The sequence below is a fragment of the Grimontia kaedaensis genome, assembly GCF_023746615.1.
GTDB lineage: Bacteria > Pseudomonadota > Gammaproteobacteria > Enterobacterales > Vibrionaceae > Enterovibrio > Enterovibrio kaedaensis.
Genome location: NZ_CP082275.1, coordinates 3,068,817 through 3,090,941, shown reverse-complemented (window position 1 = coordinate 3,090,941; position 22,125 = coordinate 3,068,817). Strand labels below are relative to the sequence as shown.

At 51.5% G+C, this 22,125-nt stretch carries 7 protein-coding genes; 2 read left to right on the top strand and 5 right to left on the bottom strand.

All coding sequences use genetic code 11. The annotated features are described in order from the left end of the window. Positions 1-2: 2 nt before the first annotated feature. From K6Q96_RS13950 to K6Q96_RS13930, 5 genes are all read right to left on the bottom strand, one after another. Entirely contained in the window at positions 3-596 is a 594-nt protein-coding gene (locus tag K6Q96_RS13950; RefSeq protein WP_251876497.1) for an OmpA family protein, read from the bottom strand. Further along, a complete protein-coding gene (locus K6Q96_RS13945) occupies positions 593-2,011 on the bottom strand; it encodes a TolC family outer membrane protein (protein WP_251876496.1) in 1,419 nt (472 codons plus the stop codon). Before K6Q96_RS13945 ends, K6Q96_RS13950 begins: the two co-directional genes overlap by 4 nt. Positions 2,012-2,035: 24 nt before the next feature. Beyond that, the gene (locus tag K6Q96_RS13940) at positions 2,036-3,418 is read right to left on the bottom strand and encodes an HlyD family type I secretion periplasmic adaptor subunit (protein WP_251876495.1); all 1,383 of its coding nucleotides are present in this window, start codon (positions 3,416-3,418) and stop codon (positions 2,036-2,038) included. After that, entirely contained in the window at positions 3,411-5,588 is a 2,178-nt protein-coding gene (locus tag K6Q96_RS13935; protein ID WP_251876494.1) for a type I secretion system permease/ATPase, read from the bottom strand. The genes K6Q96_RS13940 and K6Q96_RS13935 overlap by 8 nt, the downstream gene beginning before the upstream one ends. 87 nt (positions 5,589-5,675) lie before the next feature. Continuing rightward, positions 5,676-19,229 carry an Ig-like domain-containing protein gene (locus K6Q96_RS13930; RefSeq protein ID WP_251876493.1) on the bottom strand — a complete coding sequence of 4,518 codons (13,554 nt, stop codon included), beginning with the start codon at positions 19,227-19,229 and terminating at the stop codon, positions 5,676-5,678. A 449-nt stretch (positions 19,230-19,678) separates the two neighbouring features. On the opposite strand from K6Q96_RS13930, the gene prfC reads away from it, so the two are divergent. Together prfC and K6Q96_RS13920 are read left to right on the top strand one after the other, a co-directional pair. Continuing rightward, positions 19,679-21,268: a peptide chain release factor 3 gene (prfC, locus tag K6Q96_RS13925; protein WP_002538944.1), complete on the top strand. Its 1,590-nt coding sequence runs from the start codon at positions 19,679-19,681 to the stop codon at positions 21,266-21,268. Between the two features lie 84 nt (positions 21,269-21,352). After that, a complete protein-coding gene (locus K6Q96_RS13920) occupies positions 21,353-22,120 on the top strand; it encodes a TatD family hydrolase (protein ID WP_251876492.1) in 768 nt (255 codons plus the stop codon). Positions 22,121-22,125: the final 5 nt, after the last annotated feature.

Below are 22,125 nucleotides of genomic sequence, written 5' to 3'. Positions count from 1 at the left end.
CATCAATTGGCTGTGAAAATAGTCCAGCGCATGTCCGTGGTGCTGTAGCTACCTGAAAGGGTGGCCATGACACGTCGGTTCACATCATGTGCATATTCAGACTCTTCATCGATCAGTGGTACGGTGTCGCCATAGCCAATGGCCTCAACGCGTGACGCATCAATGCCAAAATCGTTGACCAAAGCCTTTGCAACAGCATCAGCACGGTGCTGGGATAATGCGAGGTTATAGTCTGGGTTACCCACCTTACTGGCGTGACCTTCGATAGTGACGGTTGCTTCCTTTTGATCATTCAGAAAGTCAGCCAATTGCTCCAATTTGGCATAGTTGCTTGGACGCAATTCAGAGGAATCGTTAGCGAATTTCACATCTAAACGGAAGCTTTGTTGTACGGTTTTATCACTAGGGCACCCATCATTATTCACTAATGCACCTGACAGTGTTTCCGAGCATTGTTCACGCGCTTCAATAACACCATCGTAATCGAGATCCCGAAGGTCATTCAGCTGCACCGAACTGTCTTTCATCGTAATTACTTCTTGTGAAGAACATCCAGCCAAAACTAGCATAGGAAGAGCGATAAGAAGTTTTTTCATGATTGAACACCTCCTTTGTAGTTATCTTCACCGCTCCAAACCTCTGGTATTGTGATTCTCAGAGACTCAAGCAACTGACCTGTGGCGTTAAGCAAGCGGTATCGTGCTATCAGGTCGTCGTATTCAGCCGTGAGATACTCACGACGTGCCTGGAACAGCTCATTTTCTGAGTCCAGAACGTCGATGAGGGTGCGTTGACCCAGTTTGAACTGATCTTCATAAGCGTTGCGTGTTTCAATTGAAGCCTCGACATGCTGGCGTAGGTATTGCATCTGTTGGTTCAGGAATTCTCGAGCATTCCACGCCAATGTCGTGCCTTCAACGATATCGCGGTAAGCTTCTTGTTGAATTGCCTTTGATTCGTTGATGCTGTAAGCCGCCTCTCTTTCACGCGCGCGATCGGCACCACCGGAAAATAGGTTGTAGTTCAGGCGAACTATAGCGAGCACTTCGTCACTATTACCACCTACATCTGCTGGAGAGTCAAAGGGGTTTGCCGTGGTGCCGTCGTTTCCATCAAGGTTATCGTCCCAACTAGCTGAGAGGTCAAAGGTTACCTGTGGATAGTAGTTACCCTTTGTCGCATCACGTTGGGCAGTGGCTGCCTGAATATCATTGTTTGCAGATTTCAACGTAGGATGGCTTGTTTTTGCCATATCCAGGGCCTGAGTTAGACTCTCAGGAAGCATGAGTGCATCAGGAACAGGGATGCGCATATCTTCTGGTGTTGTATTCACCAATTTCTGATAGACAATACGAGCATCAGAAAGATTATTCTGTGCCGAAATCAGGTTTGAGTGAGCTCGAGCTAAGCGTCCGGTTACCTGAGACAAATCCGCTGTTGAGCCGAGACCCGAGTCAGTTTTTTGCTTCACTTGATCGTAAATGATTTGGTGACTTTCCAGATTGCGCTCTGCTAGCACAACAATTTGTTCAGCCCGCAGGAATTCAAGATATGCGCGGGTTACTTCAAGAGCTAAATCTTCCGCAGAGGAAAAGAGGGCCCATTGGTCTGCACTCGCTTCATATTCTGAACGTTCAACTTCGTTCATGGTCTGAAAACCGTTGAACAATACCTGACGCAGGGAAACACCTATTTCCCTGCGGGTGAGTTCGACTTCTTCGCCCACACCATATTGAGCAGAGTCACGGCGTGTAGATGGGCTCTCTGTCCACTCTCTACCGATGCCTGCATCAAAATCTAGGGTTGGATAGTAGCCGGATTCGGCTTGTTTGATGAGTTCTTCGCTTGCTTTAAAGCGATTGAATGCCTGCCTGATTTGAGGATGAGTATCCAATGCAGATGCCACGGCTTGCTCAAGTGACTGAGCTGCTCCGGTCGTCGGAAGCAATACAACAGTCACTGCCAATGCCGCCACGCTTTTTCTGAGCGAGTGGCCAACATTCTTTCTCATTTCTCTCTCCTTGATTGTTATTATTTATCGCTCACGTAAAGCGGATTCTTTTGCTCGCAAAACTGGGTTGAGCAGATATTCCAGTACAGTTCGTTTTCCAGTAATGATGTCGACTGAGGTCAACATGCCGGGAATAATCGGCAGTTCGCTGCCATCCTTTTTCTCCAAACTGGAATTCTCCGTCCGGATCCTAACCAAATAAAAACTGTTACCTTCCTCGTCCTGCGTGGTATCCGCACTGATGTGCTCTAACGTACCGTTGAGGCCACCATAGCGTGTGAAGTCGTATGCCGTTACCTTGACGACGGAGGGCAGGCCTGCGTGCAGGAAAGCGATATCCTTCGGTGCGATCTTGGCTTCGATAAGAAGTTTATCCTCGGCAGGAACGATTTCTATCAAATCAACACCCGGCTGCACGACGCCACCGAGGGTATTGATATGAATGGTTTTGATTGTGCCAGTAACTGGCGCCGTGATGACGGCTTTGTCTACTTTATCCTGTGCACCTACCTGCGCTTGGCTTAAGCGAGAAAGACGGGTTTCCAACTCACTCATCTTTGAGCGGGTTTCATTGCTGAATGCGAGTACTGCTTCACGACGTTTCAAAATTGCTTCATCTACTGTCGCTTTGATTTTGGGCTGCATTAGACGAAGGGAGTTCAACTCGCCTTTAAGATCATTGACCTGGCGTTCGAGTTTGAGCAAATCGACTTCTGAAACGATGCCTTTTTTCGCCAATGGAATAGTAATTTTGAGTTCACGCTTTATCAGGCCAAAACTGTCTGACAAAGTACGGATTTTGGATTCAATTTCCTGACTCTCTTGTTGCTTTTGTAAAATCTGGCGAGCCAGAATCTCAAGGCGGTTTTTCAGATCCAATAAACGACCTTCGTATTCCTGACGCTGTCCTTCAATAAGCGCAGGCTCTGACTCTTCAAGCTCGGTAGGAAACTCAAGCGGAGACAGGGTGATGGCAATTTGTTCCCGCCAATTTGGCGCGGTAGGAGACAGCTCAATGCTGCGAAGCTCTGAGCGCATACGAATAATGTTGGCACGTAGGCTGGAGACTTCTTCTTCTTGCTGCGCAAAGTCAGAACGGAAGCGGGTATCATCAATGCGGGCTAGGGGCTCGCCTTGTTTGACTAACTGGCCTTCTTGCACATACATGGCTTGTAAAATACCGCCATCCAAGCTTTGAATGAGCTGGACCTGAGAGGAAGGAATAACCTTGCCTTCACCGCGGGTGACACGGTCTAAAGAAGCAAATGCCGCCCAGGCGATAATGGCAGCGAAGAAAGTAAATACGCCCCAGATAACAAGACGGTATCGCACCGGTGCGTCTGTCAGCATGGCACCATAGACGTCATCGGTCATTTCAATGTCTTCACGCTTTAGTGCGTTAGTCATTTTGACCTCCTCCGTTGCCGTTTAGACGCTCAAGCACCTTATCCCTTTGTCCATCCATGACAATGCGGCCTTTATCCATCACTATCACACGGTCAACCAACTGAAGCAGCGCCATCTTGTGGGTGATCATGACCAAAGTGCGGTCTTTCGACGCGAACTTCATAGCATGAATAAATTGGTTTTCCGCATGGGCATCAAGGCTGGCGGTTGGCTCGTCCATGATGAGTAGTGGCGGGTCATTGAGCAGGGCGCGAGCCAGTGCGACAGATTGTCGCTGACCACGGGAAAGTGCCTCGCCACGCTCGCCCACTTGCTTATCAAGACCTTCGCTGTCCTGTGACGTAAAAATCCCTACGCCGGACAGTTGTGTGGCACGGATTAACTGGTGTTCTGTCACCTGTCTTGTGCCAAACATGATATTTTCGCGTATCGTACCGTGGAATAACGTTACATCCTGTGCTAGATAACCCACATTGCGACGCAGATCTGCTGGGTGAATTTGCTTGGCATCGACACCATCAAATCGCAAGCTGCCTGCCGTTGGCAGATAAAGGCCTGATAGCATTCGGATAAGGGTACTTTTACCTGTGCCGTTCTTACCCAGAATGGCAATTTTTTCGCCAGCGTTGATGGTCAGGCTGGTGGGGTGGAGGATTGGTTTTTCTGACTCTGGGTAGCTAAAACCAATATTGTCTGCGTAGATATCACCTTTTAGGCGCTTGCGGCTAACCAAGTGGCCTTTGTCCGCAAATTCATCTTCCTGATCCATCATGGCATTGAGCTGACGCATACCAGATTGTGTCTGATTCCAGCGGCTCATGAGACCTGCCAGTTGCGCCATTGGCGACACGGCCCGGCTTGAAAGCATGACCGCCGCGATAATCCCCCCCATGGTAATTTGCGCATCTGCCACGCGATAAACACCGAGCACAACAACGGCGACAGAGGTGACCTGAACTATAAAAGAAGCAAAATAGGAAACCGAGTTGGTGATTTGTTTCACCTTAAGGTTCCAGTTTGCCGTGTGAGCGGTCATCTGTTGCCAGCTCTTTTGAACTATGCCTTCCGCGACATTGGCTTTGATGCCTTCCAGTGCGGAGAGACTTTCAATCAAATGGCCATGCTTTTGGCTTGCATATTTGTTTGATTCTTCAATAGCAGCTTTGAGCTTTGGCTGAACCAGTAGGGCATAGCCGATAATAAGAATGCCAGCGACGACAGGGACGGCTGCCAAATCACCAGCGAATATATAAATCACAAACAGGAAGAAAAGCGCGAACGGCAAATCTACTAAGGTGGTGATGGTGGCAGAGGTCAGCATGTCTCTGATGCTGTCAAATTCGCCAAGCTGCTTCGCCATACCGCCGACACTTTTTGCTCGCTTCTCAAGTGGGACCCCCATAAGGCGAGCGAACAGACGAGAAGACACAATGATATCGACTTTCTTACCTGCAATATCAATCAGGTAAGAGCGCATTTTTTTCATCAGGAAGTCAAAGCTAAAGGCAATCAACGCACCGGTTGCCAGCACCCAAAGTGATTCAAACGCAAGGTTAGGCACCACTTTGTCGTAGACATTCATGACAAACAGTGGTGAAACCAACGCGAAAATATTGACTAGTACAGAGGCAATCAGCGCATCGCGATAAATGGGCGAGGCGTCTTTGACGGTCTGCCAGAACCAATGGATTTTGGTGTCGTGAAGGTGCAGATCGACGCTATTGTCACCACGGTATTGGCGTTTAACCAAAAATGTGTAGCCCGTATACATGGCTTCCAGGTCTGCAAGGGAGATTTCTTCTTCTCCGCCGGTTTCAGAAGTTTGGATTAGCGCCGTGCTTTCGTTGGTGTTTATCTCACGAAGAATACAGGATTTTTTGTCAGTCAAAAGAAGTATGCAAGGCAATAAGAGCTTTGGTATTGCTTTTAATTGCCTGCGAGAAAGCTTGGCCGTCAGCCCAGCACGGGCTGCAGCCTGAGGAAACAAATCCGGTGTCAGCAGGGCGTCTGTCATCGGAAGGCCTGCCGTTAGAGCATCCCCCGAGCACGGCGAACCATAGTGCTCAGTCAAAAAGACCAAGCAATCTAACAACGGGTCGTCTACCGCCTGCGTTGACGCACTAATGCGCCACTGCTGCGGTTTGCGTTCGGCAATCGCTGCGTCAGTCACCTATTTCTCTCTTAAAAAGTCAAAAATAAACTTACAAAAATTAAAAGCAAAAAATGGGCCTAGCTGAGGTTAGGCCCATTAGTTTGGTTACGGATTATCAAAGCCATTCAGGTCAATAACAACCTTATTGCTTTCTGGGGCGGATGTCTCAGCACCACTCTGCTCGGAAAGGCGAGCAGTAGTGTTTTCATCAAACATTCCGTTTTTGATCACCCCTTCAACATCTTTGAAAGAGGTGTTTTCCAACACAATCAATTGATCTGCATAGCCGTCACCGTCTATATCGATCGATATTGTCGTACCGCTGTCATCTCCACTAAGGGTGATAACAGAGTTGTCTTGCAGTAGTCCTGAAATATCAAGGGTATCTTTATCTTTTCCAGTAGACGTTGCGTTGAAATCAACGATAGTGTCTTTGGTGAAGGTCTGACTGTCCGTTGCTAGATCGACGTGGTCTCGGGTCCAAACGAAGGTATCTTTGCCTGAATCACCGCGCATTAAGTCCTTACCAGCACCACCGATGATAGTGTCATTACCTGAGCCACCTCTGATGAAATCATTACTGGTGCCACCATCCAGTTTATCTTGGCCGGAGCCACCAAAAATAACATCAATTCCAGCTTGGCCTAAAATCACATCATCCCCAGCTTGACCATGCGCAATATCGGCACTCGGGTCACCTGTTAGCACGCCCGTGAAGTTGGAGTCTTCGCCATTTATTAAGAAATCTGTATTTGGCTGAGCTTGATCTCCATGTCCGGTTGTAAATTCACTTTCAATGAAACGCGCGAAAGTGGTTAGGTCATTTGGTGATGGTTCATTGCCAGAGTCTCCCAGCCAAATAGTGTCATTTCCTCCGCCGGCTTCAACGTTATCATTACCTCCACCACTATTTATAAAGTCATCGGTATCAATCAGGTTAATGAATGATTGATGGCCGTTATATGGGTGTTCAAGTACTGGTTGACCAAACTCACTATGAAGAACGTTAATATCTATTGCACCGGCATTGGCATTTTCGTAAAGCTCGTCATCAACTTTAATCCAGTTTTTATAATCGTTGGGCCTAATGGCTGGGCTACTAATACTGATATTGTGAAGGTTGTGAGAACTCATAAATTGGTAAGTATCATTCCCACTTCCTGATTCAAACTTATTGTCATAAGTTGGCTTTGGCTCAACCGGTGTGTTTTCTTTACCAATAATATCGATATACACTTTCGCGGTATCTGTATCGCCTTTCGCGTCTTTGATTGTGTAGTTAAAAGTAAAGGTATCTGTTTCACCTTTGCCCAACTCTTCACGGTCATTGGCTGTGAAACTAAACTCTCCCGTCACACCATTTATGTTCAGTGTTCCCTCATCAAAGATGACAGTGGAAAAACCGTCGGCGTCGAATACTTCTAGAGGTTTGCCATTGACTTCCGTGACTTTGAAACTGTGTCCTTCGGGATCTCCATCGTTATCCAACAGTGAGCCCTGCGCGGTGGTTTTAGAATCCAATGTTTCAGTTTCGGTAACGGTGTACTTTGCTTGGTCGCTGTATACCGCCACAGAGGTGATGGTGAAGTCAGATGAGTCGCCACTGGTTTTGTCAGAGCCGGTTTCGTTGACACGTGGCAATGCTTCGAGAACTACTTTGTAAATGCCTTCGGCTTCAATGGTGATGACACCTTTACCACTGGTTCTGTCGCCAAAATTGAATTCGCCGGTAGCGATAACTTGGCCGTCTTCGCCATACGCGGTCCATTTGGCAACTTCATGGTTACCCTGGCCGTGCTCATTCTGGAATAGACGGGCAATGCCAATCTCTAGCTTTTCTGCTGCTGAGGTGAGAACCAACTCCAACGCTTCCGAGGTGTTCGTACCGTGATCATACTCGACCTGATAGCTGACATCGCCGGCATTACCTTCGCGGGCTTCATCGGCCACACCGATACCATGTTTGTTATGCACGTGCTTGGAGTTTTCTGTGACTAAATCCCCTTGCGGCACACGCTGTCCATTTTCACCGATCTTAACCGCACTAATGGTCAGAATGCTGTTGCCATCAAGATTCTGCCAACCATCGTCGCTAGAGGTTTCAAACACCAAGCCTGTGCCATCATCGTTGGCATTCACTTCATTCACATAGATATGAATATCTGCAGGCTCCAACGACTTGTTGGTACCGTCAGTTGCAAAATATTCGATTTGCACAGGGCCGTTATAATCTGGATTTGGCTTGAATACCAAGCCTTGTCCATCGTCGCTAAGTTCGATCGAACCAGCCTCGCTTGGCACCAAGACAAAGCTGTTTAGATCGTCTTTATTCCAGACAGAAACCGTGTCACCTTCATCTGCATCGGTATCATTATGCGCTATGTCGGTAAAGGCAATGAAAATGCCTTCTGCATCACTGTTGTTTACCCAGTACGGTTGTGGGCCGTTGACTTCGATATTGTCGATGTAAGCACCATAGGTGTCGTTATTCGTGGTTTCATCGTCATTGGCAAAGGCAAGCTTAATCTCCGCATCATCTTGTGCGGTATAGGTTACTGAGATTGTTGTCCAACCATTTCCAGCGGACGATGAGGTAATGACGGGAGCGCCTTCCTGCAGTGCTTCAAAAGAGATGTTTTTTGAAGCACTGACGATAACTTTGTAGCTGTAATCACCAAATGTGAAAACCATGTCGCTATCATCTTCGTGGCGCGGGCGTGGTTTGAAATCGAAAGTCAGCGTATAGGGTTGACCTGCAATCACGCCGTCACCGGAGTCGAGAACACGACTGATTTCAACAGAACTCACTGCGCCATGGCTATCGAGTTCTGCGTGACTGCTTCCATCAGAAGCGGTGCTTCCTCCAACGTTCCCAGTCTGAATTTCTAGGCCATTTGTGATGTTCCAGCCATTGAATTCATCAACGACGACCCAGCCTTTTGAGCCGTTGCCGAACTCAAAGGACTCTTGGAACAAGGTGTTGGACTCCTTGTAGTCATCAATGGCTACAGGCGGGTTGTCGTTGTCGATGATGGTTGCGACGCCGGAGGTATCGTTGCCAGTTGTGGCCAGAGGGGTGTTGGTGCTGACGTCAAGTTTGAAGCCTTCATTTCCCTCATACGCACTGTCTTGATTGGTTTCAACAACCACCTTGAAGTCGGTCACAGAGCCATCGATGGTGGCAGAGTAGGTACCATCCGGGTTCATCGTTACGGTTACACTGTCAATCGCGTCGCCGTTTTGATTGGTCAGGGTCAGGCCGATAATATCTCTGCTGATGTCAGCGGCGTTGTCGCTGTTGCCTGAAAGCGTAAAGGTGTAGGTGACATCGCCCTTGACCTTGTTACCAAGCGCCACATCGAAGATGGCATTTGTGCCTTCGGCCACTTCGCCGGCGTCTGCAACGGTAAGGGTTGGGCGGTCGTCATCACCACCTGGCTTGTCATTGATTTGGCCATCATCGGATATGATTGTTTCCGCAGTAGCAGACTTGTTATCAGTAATGCCTTTAACGTTTTCTCCTGGAATCACTGTCAAAGTGAAACTTTCATCGCCCTCAAATACATGGTCTTGCTTCGTATCGACATAAGCTAGTAACTGATTCACTCCAGCCGGTACAGTGTAGTAACCGTCAGCGTCAGGAGTAATAGCCTCGAACTTATTGTACGTGTTGAGGAAATAGACAGTGACGTTACCGTAGTCATCAGAGTCAGCAGTGCCTTCTGTCAATGCGAGTTTGAACGTAACTTCCTTATCTGATTGGCCGTCCAGAGTGATCTTATAGCAGGCGATTTTGCCTTCGCTAACTTCTTTATTGCCCTCAATTGAAATAGTCAGACGGTCATCATCGCCGCCGGGCTTGCCGTCGATCACGCCGTCATCGGAGATGGTCGCGTCTTGGTTGCCGGTCAGTACCAGTGAGCTGTTATCGCCGTCGACCGTGATGCCGGTGTCTGCCGAGACGTTCAGGGTGAAGTTTTCATCGCCCTCAAAGCGCTGGTCATCACGGGTGTTGAAGACCACGTCAAAGTTCGTGTTGCCGCCTTGGATATCGAGGGTGTAGGTGCCGGCAAAGACATCGTCGATGTCATCAGTGGTCAATGCTTTACCGTTGATGGTCATGCCGGTGATGTCACCGCGCTCGACGCCGTTCTGGTCGATGTCGAAGGTGTACGTCACCTTGCCCGCGACCTTGTTAGACAGATCGACATTGAAGGTGATGTCCTGGCCTTCGTTGACTTCGCCGCCGCCGGTGACTGTCAGTGCTGGAATGTCTGAATCGCCGCCGGGCTTGCCGTCGATCACGCCGTCATCGGAGATGGTCGCGTCTTGGTTGCCGGTCAGTACCAGTGAGCTGTTATCGCCGTCGACCGTGATGCCGGTGTCTGCCGAGACGTTCAGGGTGAAGTTTTCATCGCCCTCAAAGCGCTGGTCATCACGGGTGTTGAAGACCACGTCAAAGTTCGTGTTGCCGCCTTGGATATCGAGGGTGTAGGTGCCGGCAAAGACATCGTCGATGTCATCAGTGGTCAATGCTTTACCGTTGATGGTCATGCCGGTGATGTCACCGCGCTCGACGCCGTTCTGGTCGATGTCGAAGGTGTACGTCACCTTGCCCGCGACCTTGTTAGACAGATCGACATTGAAGGTGATGTCCTGGCCTTCGTTGACTTCGCCGCCGCCGGTGACTGTCAGTGCTGGAATGTCTGAATCGCCGCCGGGCTTGCCGTCGATCACGCCGTCATCGGAGATGGTCGCGTCTTGGTTGCCGGTCAGTACCAGTGAGCTGTTATCGCCATCGACCGTGATGCCGGTGTCTGCCGAGACGTTCAGGGTGAAGCTCTCGTCGCCTTCAAAGCGCTGGTCATCACGGGTGTTGAAGACCACGTCAAAGTTCGTGTTGCCGCCTTGGATATCAAGGGTGTAAGTGCCGGCGAAGACATCGTCGATGTCATCAGTGGTCAATGTTTTACCGTTGATGGTCATGCCGGTGATGTCACCGCGCTCGACGCCGTTCTGGTCGATGTCGAAGGTGTACGTCACCTTGCCCGCGACCTTGTTAGACAGATCGACATTGAAGGTGATGTCCTGACCTTCGTTGACTTCGCCACCGCCGGTGACTGTCAGCTCAGGACGGTCGTCGTCATCGTCGCCATTGCCCGGGGTGCCATCATTGCCGTCGTCAGAGATGGTCGCGTTTTCTTTGCCGGTCAGTACCAGTGAGCGGTTATCGCCGTCGACCGTGATGCCGGTGTCTGCCGAGACGTTGAGGGTGAAGCTTTCATCGCCCTCAAAGCGCTGGTCATCACGGGTGTTGAAGACCACGTCAAAGTTGGTGTTGCCGCCGCTGATATCGAGGGTGTAGGTGCCGGCAAAGACATCGTCGATGTCATCAGTGGTCAATGCTTTACCGTTGATGGTCATGCCGGTGATGTCACCGCGCTCGACGCCGTTCTGGTCGATACCGAAGGTGTAAGTGACCTGGCCGGCGACCTTGTTAGACAGATCGACGTTGAAGGTGATGTCCTGGCCTTCGCTGACTTCGCCACCGCCGGTGACTGTCAGTGCTGGAATGTCTGAATCGCCGCCGGGCTTGCCGTCGATCACGCCGTCGTCAGAGATGGTCGCGTCCTGGTTGCCGGTCAGTACCAGTGAGCGGTTGTCGCCGTCGACCGTGATGCCGGTGTCTGCCGAGACGTTGAGGGTGAAGCTTTCATCGCCCTCAAAGCGCTGGTCATCACGGGTGTTGAAGACCACGTCAAAGTTGGTGTTGCCGCCGCTGATATCGAGGGTGTAGGTGCCGGCAAAGACATCGTCGATGTCATCAGTGGTCAATGCTTTACCGTTGATGGTCATGCCGGTGATGTCACCGCGCTCGACGCCGTTCTGGTCGATACCGAAGGTGTACGTCACCTGGCCGGCGACCTTGTTAGACAGATCGACGTTGAAGGTGATGTCCTGGCCTTCGCTGACTTCGCCACCGCCGGTGACTGTCAGTGCTGGAATGTCTGAATCGCCGCCGGGCTTGTCGTCGATCACGCCGTCGTCAGAGATGGTCGCGTCCTGGTTGCCGGTCAGCACCAGTGAGCGGTTATCGCCGTCGACTGTGATACCGGTGTCTGCCGAGACGTTGAGGGTGAAGCTCTCGTCACCTTCAAACACCTTGTCGCCCTTGGTGTCGATAACCACCTTGAAGCTTTGCTGGCTGCCATCGATAGCGGCCGTGATGTTACCGGCCAGGAACGCGCCGATGTCGACCGGTGTGCCATTGACCGTGATGCCTTCAATGTCATCAGCATCAATCTGGGCATTGCCAAGGCTGAAGGCGTAGGTGACGTCGCCGTCGACCGCTTTGGTGAGTTTGACATCAAAGACAATGTTCTTGCCTTCGTTGACTTCGCCACCGCCGGTGACTGTCAGCTCAGGACGGTCGTCGTTACCCGGCTTGCCATGGGTGGTGCCGTCGTCGGAAACAGTTGCATTGGCATCGCCATTCAGGATCAGGTTGCCGCTCTGGCCGTCGACGGTGATACCGGTGTCTGCCGACACGTTGAGGGTGAAGCTCTCGTCACCTTCAAACACCTTGTCGCCCTTGGTGTCGATAACCACCTTGAAGCTTTGCTGGCTGCCATCGATAGCGGCCGTGATGTTACCGGCCAGGAACGCGCCGATGTCGACCGGTGTGCCATTGACCGTGATGCCTTCAATGTCATCAGCATCAATCTGGGCATTGCCAAGGCTGAAGGCGTAGGTGACGTCGCCGTCGACCGCTTTGGTGAGTTTGACATCAAAGACAATGTTCTTGCCTTCGTTGACTTCGCCACCGCCGGTGACTGTCAGCTCAGGACGGTCGTCGTTACCCGGCTTGCCATGGGTGGTGCCGTCGTCGGAAACAGTTGCATTGGCATCGCCATTCAGGATCAGGTTGCCGCTCTGGCCGTCGACGGTGATACCGGTGTCTGCCGACACGTTGAGGGTGAAGCTCTCGTCACCTTCAAACACCTTGTCGCCCTTGGTGTCGATAACCACCTTGAAGCTTTGCTGGCTGCCATCGATAGCGGCCGTGATGTTACCGGCCAGGAACGCGCCGATGTCGACCGGTGTGCCATTGACCGTGATGCCTTCAATGTCATCAGCATCAATCTGGGCATTGCCAAGGCTGAAGGCGTAGGTGACGTCGCCGTCGACCGCTTTGGTGAGTTTGACATCAAAGACAATGTTCTTGCCTTCGTTGACTTCGCCACCGCCGGTGACTGTCAGCTCAGGACGGTCGTCGTTACCCGGCTTGCCATGGGTGGTGCCGTCGTCGGAAACAGTTGCATTGGCATCGCCATTCAGGATCAGGTTGCCGCTCTGGCCGTCGACGGTGATACCGGTGTCTGCCGACACGTTGAGGGTGAAGCTCTCGTCACCTTCAAACACCTTGTCGCCCTTGGTGTCGATAACCACCTTGAAGCTTTGCTGGCTGCCATCGATAGCGGCCGTGATGTTACCGGCCAGGAACGCGCCGATGTCGACCGGTGTGCCATTGACCGTGATGCCTTCAATGTCATCAGCATCAATCTGGGCATTGCCAAGGCTGAAGGCGTAGGTGACGTCGCCGTCGACCGCTTTGGTGAGTTTGACATCAAAGACAATGTTCTTGCCTTCGTTGATTTCGCCACCGCCGGTGACTGTCAGCTCAGGACGGTCGTCGTTACCCGGCTTGCCATGGGTGGTGCCGTCGTCGGAAACAGTTGCATTGGCATCGCCATTCAGGATCAGGTTGCCGCTCTGGCCGTCGACGGTGATACCGGTGTCTGCCGACACGTTGAGGGTGAAGCTCTCGTCACCTTCAAACACCTTGTCGCCCTTGGTGTCGATAACCACCTTGAAGCTTTGCTGGCTGCCATCGATAGCGGCCGTGATGTTACCGGCCAGGAACGCGCCGATGTCGACCGGTGTGCCATTGACCGTGATGCCTTCAATGTCATCAGCATCAATCTGGGCATTGTCAAGGCTGAAGGCGTAGGTGACGTCGCCGTCGACCGCTTTGGTGAGTTTGACATCAAAGACAATGTTCTTGCCTTCGTTGACTTCGCCACCGCCGGTGACTGTCAGCTCAGGACGGTCGTCGTTACCCGGCTTGCCATGGGTGGTGCCGTCGTCGGAAACAGTTGCATTGGCATCGCCATTCAGGATCAGGTTGCCGCTCTGGCCGTCGACGGTGATACCGGTGTCTGCCGACACGTTGAGGGTGAAGCTCTCGTCACCTTCAAACACCTTGTCGCCCTTGGTGTCGATAACCACCTTGAAGCTTTGCTGGCTGCCATCGATAGCGGCCGTGATGTTACCGGCCAGGAACGCGCCGATGTCGACCGGTGTGCCATTGACCGTGATGCCTTCAATGTCATCAGCATCAATCTGGGCATTGTCAAGGCTGAAGGCGTAGGTGACGTCGCCGTCGACCGCTTTGGTGAGTTTGACATCAAAGACAATGTTCTTGCCTTCGTTGATTTCGCCACCGCCGGTGACTGTCAGCTCAGGACGGTCGTCGTTACCCGGCTTGCCATGGGTGGTGCCGTCGTCGGAAACAGTTGCATTGGCATCGCCATTCAGGATCAGGTTGCCGCTCTGGCCGTCGACGGTGATACCGGTGTCTGCCGACACGTTGAGGGTGAAGCTCTCGTCACCTTCAAACACCTTGTCGCCCTTGGTGTCGATAACCACCTTGAAGCTTTGCTGGCTGCCATCGATAGCGGCCGTGATGTTACCGGCCAGGAACGCGCCGATGTCGACCGGTGTGCCATTGACCGTGATGCCTTCAATGTCGTCAGCATCAATCTGGGCATTGCCAAGGCTGAAGGCGTAGGTGACGTCGCCGTCGACCGCTTTGGTGAGTTTGACATCAAAGACAATGTTCTTGCCTTCGTTGACTTCGCCACCGCCGGTGACTGTCAGCTCAGGACGGTCGTCGTTACCCGGCTTGCCATGGGTGGTGCCGTCGTCGGAAACAGTTGCATTGGCATCGCCATTCAGGATCAGGTTGCCGCTCTGGCCGTCGACGGTGATACCGGTGTCTGCCGACACGTTGAGGGTGAAGCTCTCGTCACCTTCAAACACCTTGTCGCCCTTGGTGTCGATAACCACCTTGAAGCTTTGCTGGCTGCCATCGATAGCGGCCGTGATGTTACCGGCCAGGAACGCGCCGATGTCGACCGGTGTGCCATTGACCGTGATGCCTTCAATGTCATCAGCATCAATCTGGGCATTGTCAAGGCTGAAGGCGTAGGTGACGTCGCCGTCGACCGCTTTGGTGAGTTTGACATCAAAGACAATGTTCTTGCCTTCGTTGACTTCGCCACCGCCGGTGACTGTCAGCTCAGGACGGTCGTCGTTACCCGGCTTGCCATGGGTGGTGCCGTCGTCGGAAACAGTTGCATTGGCATCGCCATTCAGGATCAGGTTGCCGCTCTGGCCGTCGACGGTGATACCGGTGTCTGCCGACACGTTGAGGGTGAAGCTCTCGTCACCTTCAAACACCTTGTCGCCCTTGGTGTCGATAACCACCTTGAAGCTTTGCTGGCTGCCATCGATAGCGGCCGTGATGTTACCGGCCAGGAACGCGCCGATGTCGACCGGTGTGCCATTGACCGTGATGCCTTCAATGTCATCAGCATCAATCTGGGCATTGCCAAGGCTGAAGGCGTAGGTGACGTCGCCGTCGACCGCTTTGGTGAGTTTGACATCAAAGACAATGTTCTTGCCTTCGTTGATTTCGCCACCGCCGGTGACTGTCAGCTCAGGACGGTCGTCGTTACCCGGCTTGCCATGGGTGGTGCCGTCGTCGGAAACAGTTGCATTGGCATCGCCATTCAGGATCAGGTTGCCGCTCTGGCCGTCGACGGTGATACCGGTGTCTGCCGACACGTTGAGGGTGAAGCTCTCGTCACCTTCAAACACCTTGTCGCCCTTGGTGTCGATAACCACCTTGAAGCTTTGCTGGCTGCCATCGATAGCGGCCGTGATGTTACCGGCCAGGAACGCGCCGATGTCGACCGGTGTGCCATTGACCGTGATGCCTTCAATGTCGTCAGCATCAATCTGGGCATTGCCAAGGCTGAAGGCGTAGGTGACGTCGCCGTCGACCGCTTTGGTGAGTTTGACATCAAAGACAATGTTCTTGCCTTCGTTGATTTCGCCACCGCCGGTGACTGTCAGCTCAGGACGGTCGTCGTTACCCGGCTTGCCATGGGTGGTGCCGTCGTCGGAAACAGTTGCATTGGCATCGCCATTCAGGATCAGGTTGCCGCTCTGGCCGTCGACGGTGATACCGGTGTCTGCCGACACGTTGAGGGTGAAGCTCTCGTCACCTTCAAACACCTTGTCGCCCTTGGTGTCGATAACCACCTTGAAGCTTTGCTGGCTGCCATCGATAGCGGCCGTGATGTTACCGGCCAGGAACGCGCCGATGTCGACCGGTGTGCCATTGACCGTGATGCCTTCAATGTCATCAGCATCAATCTGGGCATTGCCAAGGCTGAAGGCGTAGGTGACGTCGCCGTCGACCGCTTTGGTGAGTTTGACATCAAAGACAATGTTCTTGCCTTCGTTGACTTCGCCACCGCCGGTGACTGTCAGCTCAGGACGGTCGTCGTTACCCGGCTTGCCATGGGTGGTGCCGTCGTCGGAAACAGTTGCATTGGCATCGCCATTCAGGATCAGGTTGCCGCTCTGGCCGTCGACGGTGATACCGGTGTCTGCCGACACGTTGAGGGTGAAGCTCTCGTCACCTTCAAACACCTTGTCGCCCTTGGTGTCGATAACCACCTTGAAGCTTTGCTGGCTGCCATCGATAGCGGCCGTGATGTTACCGGCCAGGAACGCGCCGATGTCGACCGGTGTGCCATTGACCGTGATGCCTTCAATGTCATCAGCATCAATCTGGGCATTGTCAAGGCTGAAGGCGTAGGTGACGTCGCCGTCGACCGCTTTGGTGAGTTTGACATCAAAGACAATGTTCTTGCCTTCGTTGATTTCGCCACCGCCGGTGACTGTCAGCTCAGGACGGTCGTCGTTACCCGGCTTGCCATGGGTGGTGCCGTCGTCGGAAACAGTTGCATTGGCATCGCCATTCAGGATCAGGTTGCCGCTCTGGCCGTCGACGGTGATACCGGTGTCTGCCGACACGTTGAGGGTGAAGCTTTCATCGCCCTCAAAGCGCTGGTCATCACGGGTGTTGAAGACCACGTCAAAGTTGGTGTTGCCGCCGCTGATATCGAGGGTGTAGGTGCCGGCAAAGACATCGTCGATGTCATCAGTGGTCAATGCTTTACCGTTGATGGTCATGCCGGTGATGTCACCGCGCTCGACGCCGTTCTGGTCGATACCGAAGGTGTACGTCACCTGGCCGGCGACCTTGTTAGACAGATCGACGTTGAAGGTGATGTCCTGGCCTTCGCTGACTTCGCCACCGCCGGTGACTGTCAGTGCTGGAATGTCTGAATCGCCGCCGGGCTTGTCGTCGATCACGCCGTCGTCAGAGATGGTCGCGTCCTGGTTGCCGGTCAGCACCAGTGAGCGGTTATCGCCGTCGACTGTGATACCGGTGTCTGCCGAGACGTTGAGGGTGAAGCTCTCGTCACCTTCAAACACCTTGTCGCCCTTGGTGTCGATAACCACCTTGAAGCTTTGCTGGCTGCCATCGATAGCGGCCGTGATGTTACCGGCCAGGAACGCGCCGATGTCGACCGGTGTGCCATTGACCGTGATGCCTTCAATGTCGTCAGCATCAATCTGGGCATTGCCAAGGCTGAAGGCGTAGGTGACGTCGCCGTCGACCGCTTTGGTGAGTTTGACATCAAAGACAATGTTCTTGCCTTCGTTGACTTCGCCACCGCCGGTGACTGTCAGCTCAGGACGGTCGTCGTTACCCGGCTTGCCATGGGTGGTGCCGTCGTCGGAAACAGTTGCATTGGCATCGCCATTCAGGATCAGGTTGCCGCTCTGGCCGTCGACGGTGATACCGGTGTCTGCCGACACGTTGAGGGTGAAGCTCTCGTCACCTTCAAACACCTTGTCGCCCTTGGTGTCGATAACCACCTTGAAGCTTTGCTGGCTGCCATCGATAGCGGCCGTGATGTTACCGGCCAGGAACGCGCCGATGTCGACCGGTGTGCCATTGACCGTGATGCCTTCAATGTCGTCAGCATCAATCTGGGCATTGCCAAGGCTGAAGGCGTAGGTGACGTCGCCGTCGACCGCTTTGGTGAGTTTGACATCAAAGACAATGTTCTTGCCTTCGTTGATTTCGCCGCCGCCGGAGACAGTCAGGGTTGGGATATCAGAGTCGCCACCGGGCTCGCCGTCGATCACTCCGTCATCGGAGATGGTTGCTGAACCACTGTCAGAAATAACCTGACTACCGACTACAGATTCGACATTTAATTCAAAGCTCTCATCACCTTCAAAAACTGAATCTGGATTTGTATTTAGAACAACGTTGAAAAGAGTGTCGAAGCCGTCAATATTTAGCTCTAGGCCACCGCTGAAAAGTAAATCAATTTGTTCTGAAGTTAGAGGTTCTCCATCATTAATGGTTACACCTGTAATATCATCACGTTCGATACCGGCGTTCTGTAGAGAAAACTTGTAGTTCAAGCTTCCATCAACAGGGTTGGAGAGTGAAACAGCAAATACAACATCATTTCCTTCGCTAATTTCTCCTGCGTTGGAAACTGTCAATGTTGGGCGATCATCGTCAGACACAACGCCTTCTGTTACAGAACCAGTTCTATCATCTACAACGCTGGCTTCCCCAGTAACACCTACTTCGCCATTGCTAGTCAGTGAAGGGGAAGTACCTACCACTACTTCTGAAACAATAAGGCCAAAATTTTCCAGTCCTTCATAAACTGGCGTACCGTCCTCATTGACTGTGTTAACACGAACTTGAATACTTCCTTGACCAGCAGGCAATGTTATTTGTCCACCAACAATTGGTTGCCATGACGTACCATCAAAGTACTCAAGCTCACCAAGATCTTCTGACTCTGCACTGAAATCGCCACCAGTCAGAGGTTGGACACTCAATGTTAGGCTACTTGTCAGACTTACTGCTTGTCCTTCAAAGGCTAGAGCAATAGTGAAAACCGCAGGCTGTCCTTCGCTGACAGTTGATGTCGGTGAAAAAACAACAATTTCAGGTTGGATATCACTATCTACTTGGGTTGTCTCCACTCGAGAAGGGGTAAACGTGTTAAATCCACGTATGATTTCAGTTGTATCAAAACCAGCTTGAGCGATAGTTTCTTCACCGATACGAGCAATAGCCTCTGGCGCTTGCGAGCCTGAACTTGTAGGAGTTCCACCAGCTGCAGTTGCTTCCAGAACTTCCGTTGGGTCGACACCGTCTTCAATCAATGCCTGAATAGCAGCGATTTCATCGTCCAAAGGAGAGTCTAAAAAATCTTGTGCAGGTGAGTCTTGTTCACCAACAGGGAGCATTGTGCCGTCTTCAAGCGATAGAAGGGCGTTGGCACCCTCAGGGATAAAGATTTCAGTGCCGACGTTTAGGTCTAGAAACTCCGCGATGGGGACGTCTTTCCCGTTCACTTTGATGAATGCGTTGCCGTTTACTGAAATTACTTTTGCAGCCTGCTTGGTGATAATCGAATCCATGAATCTCTTCCTGCGAAAGGCTAATTTTGATTTTTCGTGTCAAAAAGGACACATAAGTATCGCATATATTACTATGCAAATAGATTTGTTATAAGACTTGACTTCAAACAATATCGCCAAAAAAGTGACGCTGATTGTAAAAACTATACTTATTGATGCTAAGTGTCTGAATTAATATGAAGGATTTGTTGCGGTTAGGTGCGATCAGATTCTAAAAGTGACGTTATGCACTGGTTGTTGTGTCATTAATTGGACACTTTCGATGTGCTAAATATGAGTATGTTTTCCGAAGAGAATTTTCTTTCTCTCGCTCCTATTTAAGGATTTTTCGGGCTAGCGTTGAGTCTCAACCCGAGATCGTACAAAATACCCGCCGATTTGAATTCATCTACAACTGCGTGCAGCTCCATTTTATGCCTGCGCGCTGTTTAACCCGGAAAAGCTTAAGCATGTCAAACTCTCCACTTCAGCAAGAAGTCGGCAAGCGTCGTACGTTTGCGATTATCTCGCACCCGGATGCCGGTAAAACCACCATCACTGAAAAGGTGCTGTTATTCGGACGCGCGATCCAGACTGCCGGTACGGTAAAAGGCCGCGGCTCTAACCAGCACGCTAAGTCTGACTGGATGGAGATGGAAAAAGAACGTGGTATCTCGGTCACCACTTCTGTTATGCAGTTCCCGTTCAATGATTGTCTGGTCAACCTGCTTGATACCCCGGGACACGAAGATTTCTCAGAAGATACTTACCGCACCCTGACGGCTGTTGACTCTTGTTTGATGGTTATCGATGCGGCGAAAGGTGTTGAGGATCGCACCCGTAAGTTGATGGAAGTTACACGTCTGCGCGACACGCCAATCGTGACTTTCATGAACAAGCTTGACCGCGATATCCGTGATCCAATGGAGTTGATGGATGAAGTTGAGAGCGAGCTGAATATTGCGTGTGCACCAGTATCCTGGCCGATTGGCTGTGGTAAAGAGTTCAAAGGTGTTTATCACATCCACCGTGATGAAACGATTCTGTACCAAACAGGTCAGGGCCATACCATACAGGACTCTCGCATCATCAAAGGTCTGGATAATCCAGAGCTGGATGAAGCTGTGGGTGAAAGTCTGGCAGAGCAACTGCGTGAAGAGCTTGAGCTGGTATTGGGTGCCTCTCATGAGTTCGATCAGGAACTGTTCCTGAGCGGCGAACTGACACCTGTTTTTTTCGGTACGGCACTGGGTAACTTTGGTGTTGATCATATGCTGGACGGTTTGACTGAGTGGGCACCTGCACCATTGCCACGTCAAACTCATGAGCGTGCGGTTGAAGCGGGCGAAGAGAAGTTCTCTGGCTTCGTGTTCAAAATCCAGGCGAACATGGACCCTAAACACCGTGACCGTATCGCGTTCATGCGTATTGTCTCTGGCAAGTACAGCCAGGGCATGAAGATGAAGCATGTGCGTACCGGTAAAATGGTATCAATTTCTGATGCGGTAACCTTTATGGCGGGTGATCGTGCCCGCGCAGCAGAAGCTTTTGCTGGTGACATCATTGGTCTTCATAACCACGGTACTATCCAGATTGGTGATACTTTCACGCAAGGTGAAGATCTCAAGTTCTCAGGTATTCCAAACTTTGCGCCTGAACTGTTCCGTCGTATCCGTCTGCGTGATCCACTGAAGCAAAAACAATTGCTGAAAGGTCTCGTACAGCTGTCTGAAGAAGGTGCGGTACAGGTGTTCCGCCCAATGACATCCAATGACCTGATAGTCGGTGCGGTGGGTGTACTTCAGTTCGATGTGGTTGTTGCACGCCTGAAGTCTGAATACAATGTGGAAGCGATTTACGAGCCTGTTAACGTTGCGACAGCGCGCTGGGTAGAGTGTAGTGATGCGAAGAAACTGGATGATTTCCAGCGCAAGAACCAAACCAACCTGGCATTGGATGGCGGTGACAACCTCACCTACATTGCGCCAACCATGGTGAACCTGAGCCTGACGCAAGAACGTCACCCAGATGTGAGCTTCCGTGCAACACGTGAGCACTAATCACAAGACGTAAAAGAAAGCCGCCCCAGAAGGCGGCTTTTTTGTATCCTCTATATAGACGTAGCCCACAGAGTCTTTGCTGCAATGATTGATACCCACTGCCATTTTGATTTCCCTCCGTTTGCTGACCACCCTGAAGATTGGGTGAGGCGCTCAGTAGCCGCGGGAGTAAACAATCTTGTGGTACCTGCTGTAGCGACAGAAAACTGGGGTCGGGTGGCAGCATTGGCTGAGACATTTCCCGAGATCTCGTATGCAGTTGGATTGCATCCTGTTTGGATGGCATCGCATCAAGACGAAGATATTGTAAAGCTAGATGCGTTTTTGGCTGACGCGCCGAAAGGATTGGTTGCTGTTGGCGAGTGTGGGCTGGATTTTGCGATAGAGAATGCTAACCCTGAACGCCAAAAATGGCTCCTTAACGAGCAACTTAAACTGGCAGTGAAATATCAGCTTCCAGTGATTCTTCACAGCCGAAAATCACACAACGAATTACTGCAAATTCTGAATGGCTTTCCAACATTGAAAGGCGTTTTGCACGCCTTTAGCGGCAGCGAGCAGATCGGACTTGAATACATAAAGCGCGGCTTTTTACTCGGAATCGGCGGCACCATAACTTACGAACGCGCGAATAAGACTCGAAATGCTGTGAAAAACTTGCCACTTTCTTCTTTGGTTTTAGAGACAGATGCACCTGATATGCCCATTTTTGGCTTTCAGGGGGAACCCAATTTACCGGAGAGATTACCACTGATTGCCCACGCTTTGGCCACGCTAAAAGAGGTCGATGTCGGGGAAATTGTTCACGCCACCAAACAAAACTCGACAGCATGTTTTGCATTGAACGTCTGAATGGC

Excerpts from the sequence above, each read along its gene's own strand:
- K6Q96_RS13940 (WP_251876495.1), bottom strand. The coding sequence starts at position 3,418 with ATGACTAACGCACTAAAGCGTGAAGACATTGAAATGACCGATGACGTC.
- K6Q96_RS13930 (WP_251876493.1), bottom strand. The coding sequence starts at position 19,229 with ATGGATTCGATTATCACCAAGCAGGCTGCAAAAGTAATTTCAGTAAAC.
- prfC (WP_002538944.1), top strand. The coding sequence starts at position 19,679 with ATGTCAAACTCTCCACTTCAGCAAGAAGTCGGCAAGCGTCGTACGTTT.
- K6Q96_RS13920 (WP_251876492.1), top strand. The coding sequence starts at position 21,353 with ATGATTGATACCCACTGCCATTTTGATTTCCCTCCGTTTGCTGACCAC.
- K6Q96_RS13950 (WP_251876497.1), bottom strand. The coding sequence starts at position 596 with ATGAAAAAACTTCTTATCGCTCTTCCTATGCTAGTTTTGGCTGGATGT.
- K6Q96_RS13945 (WP_251876496.1), bottom strand. The coding sequence starts at position 2,011 with ATGAGAAAGAATGTTGGCCACTCGCTCAGAAAAAGCGTGGCGGCATTG.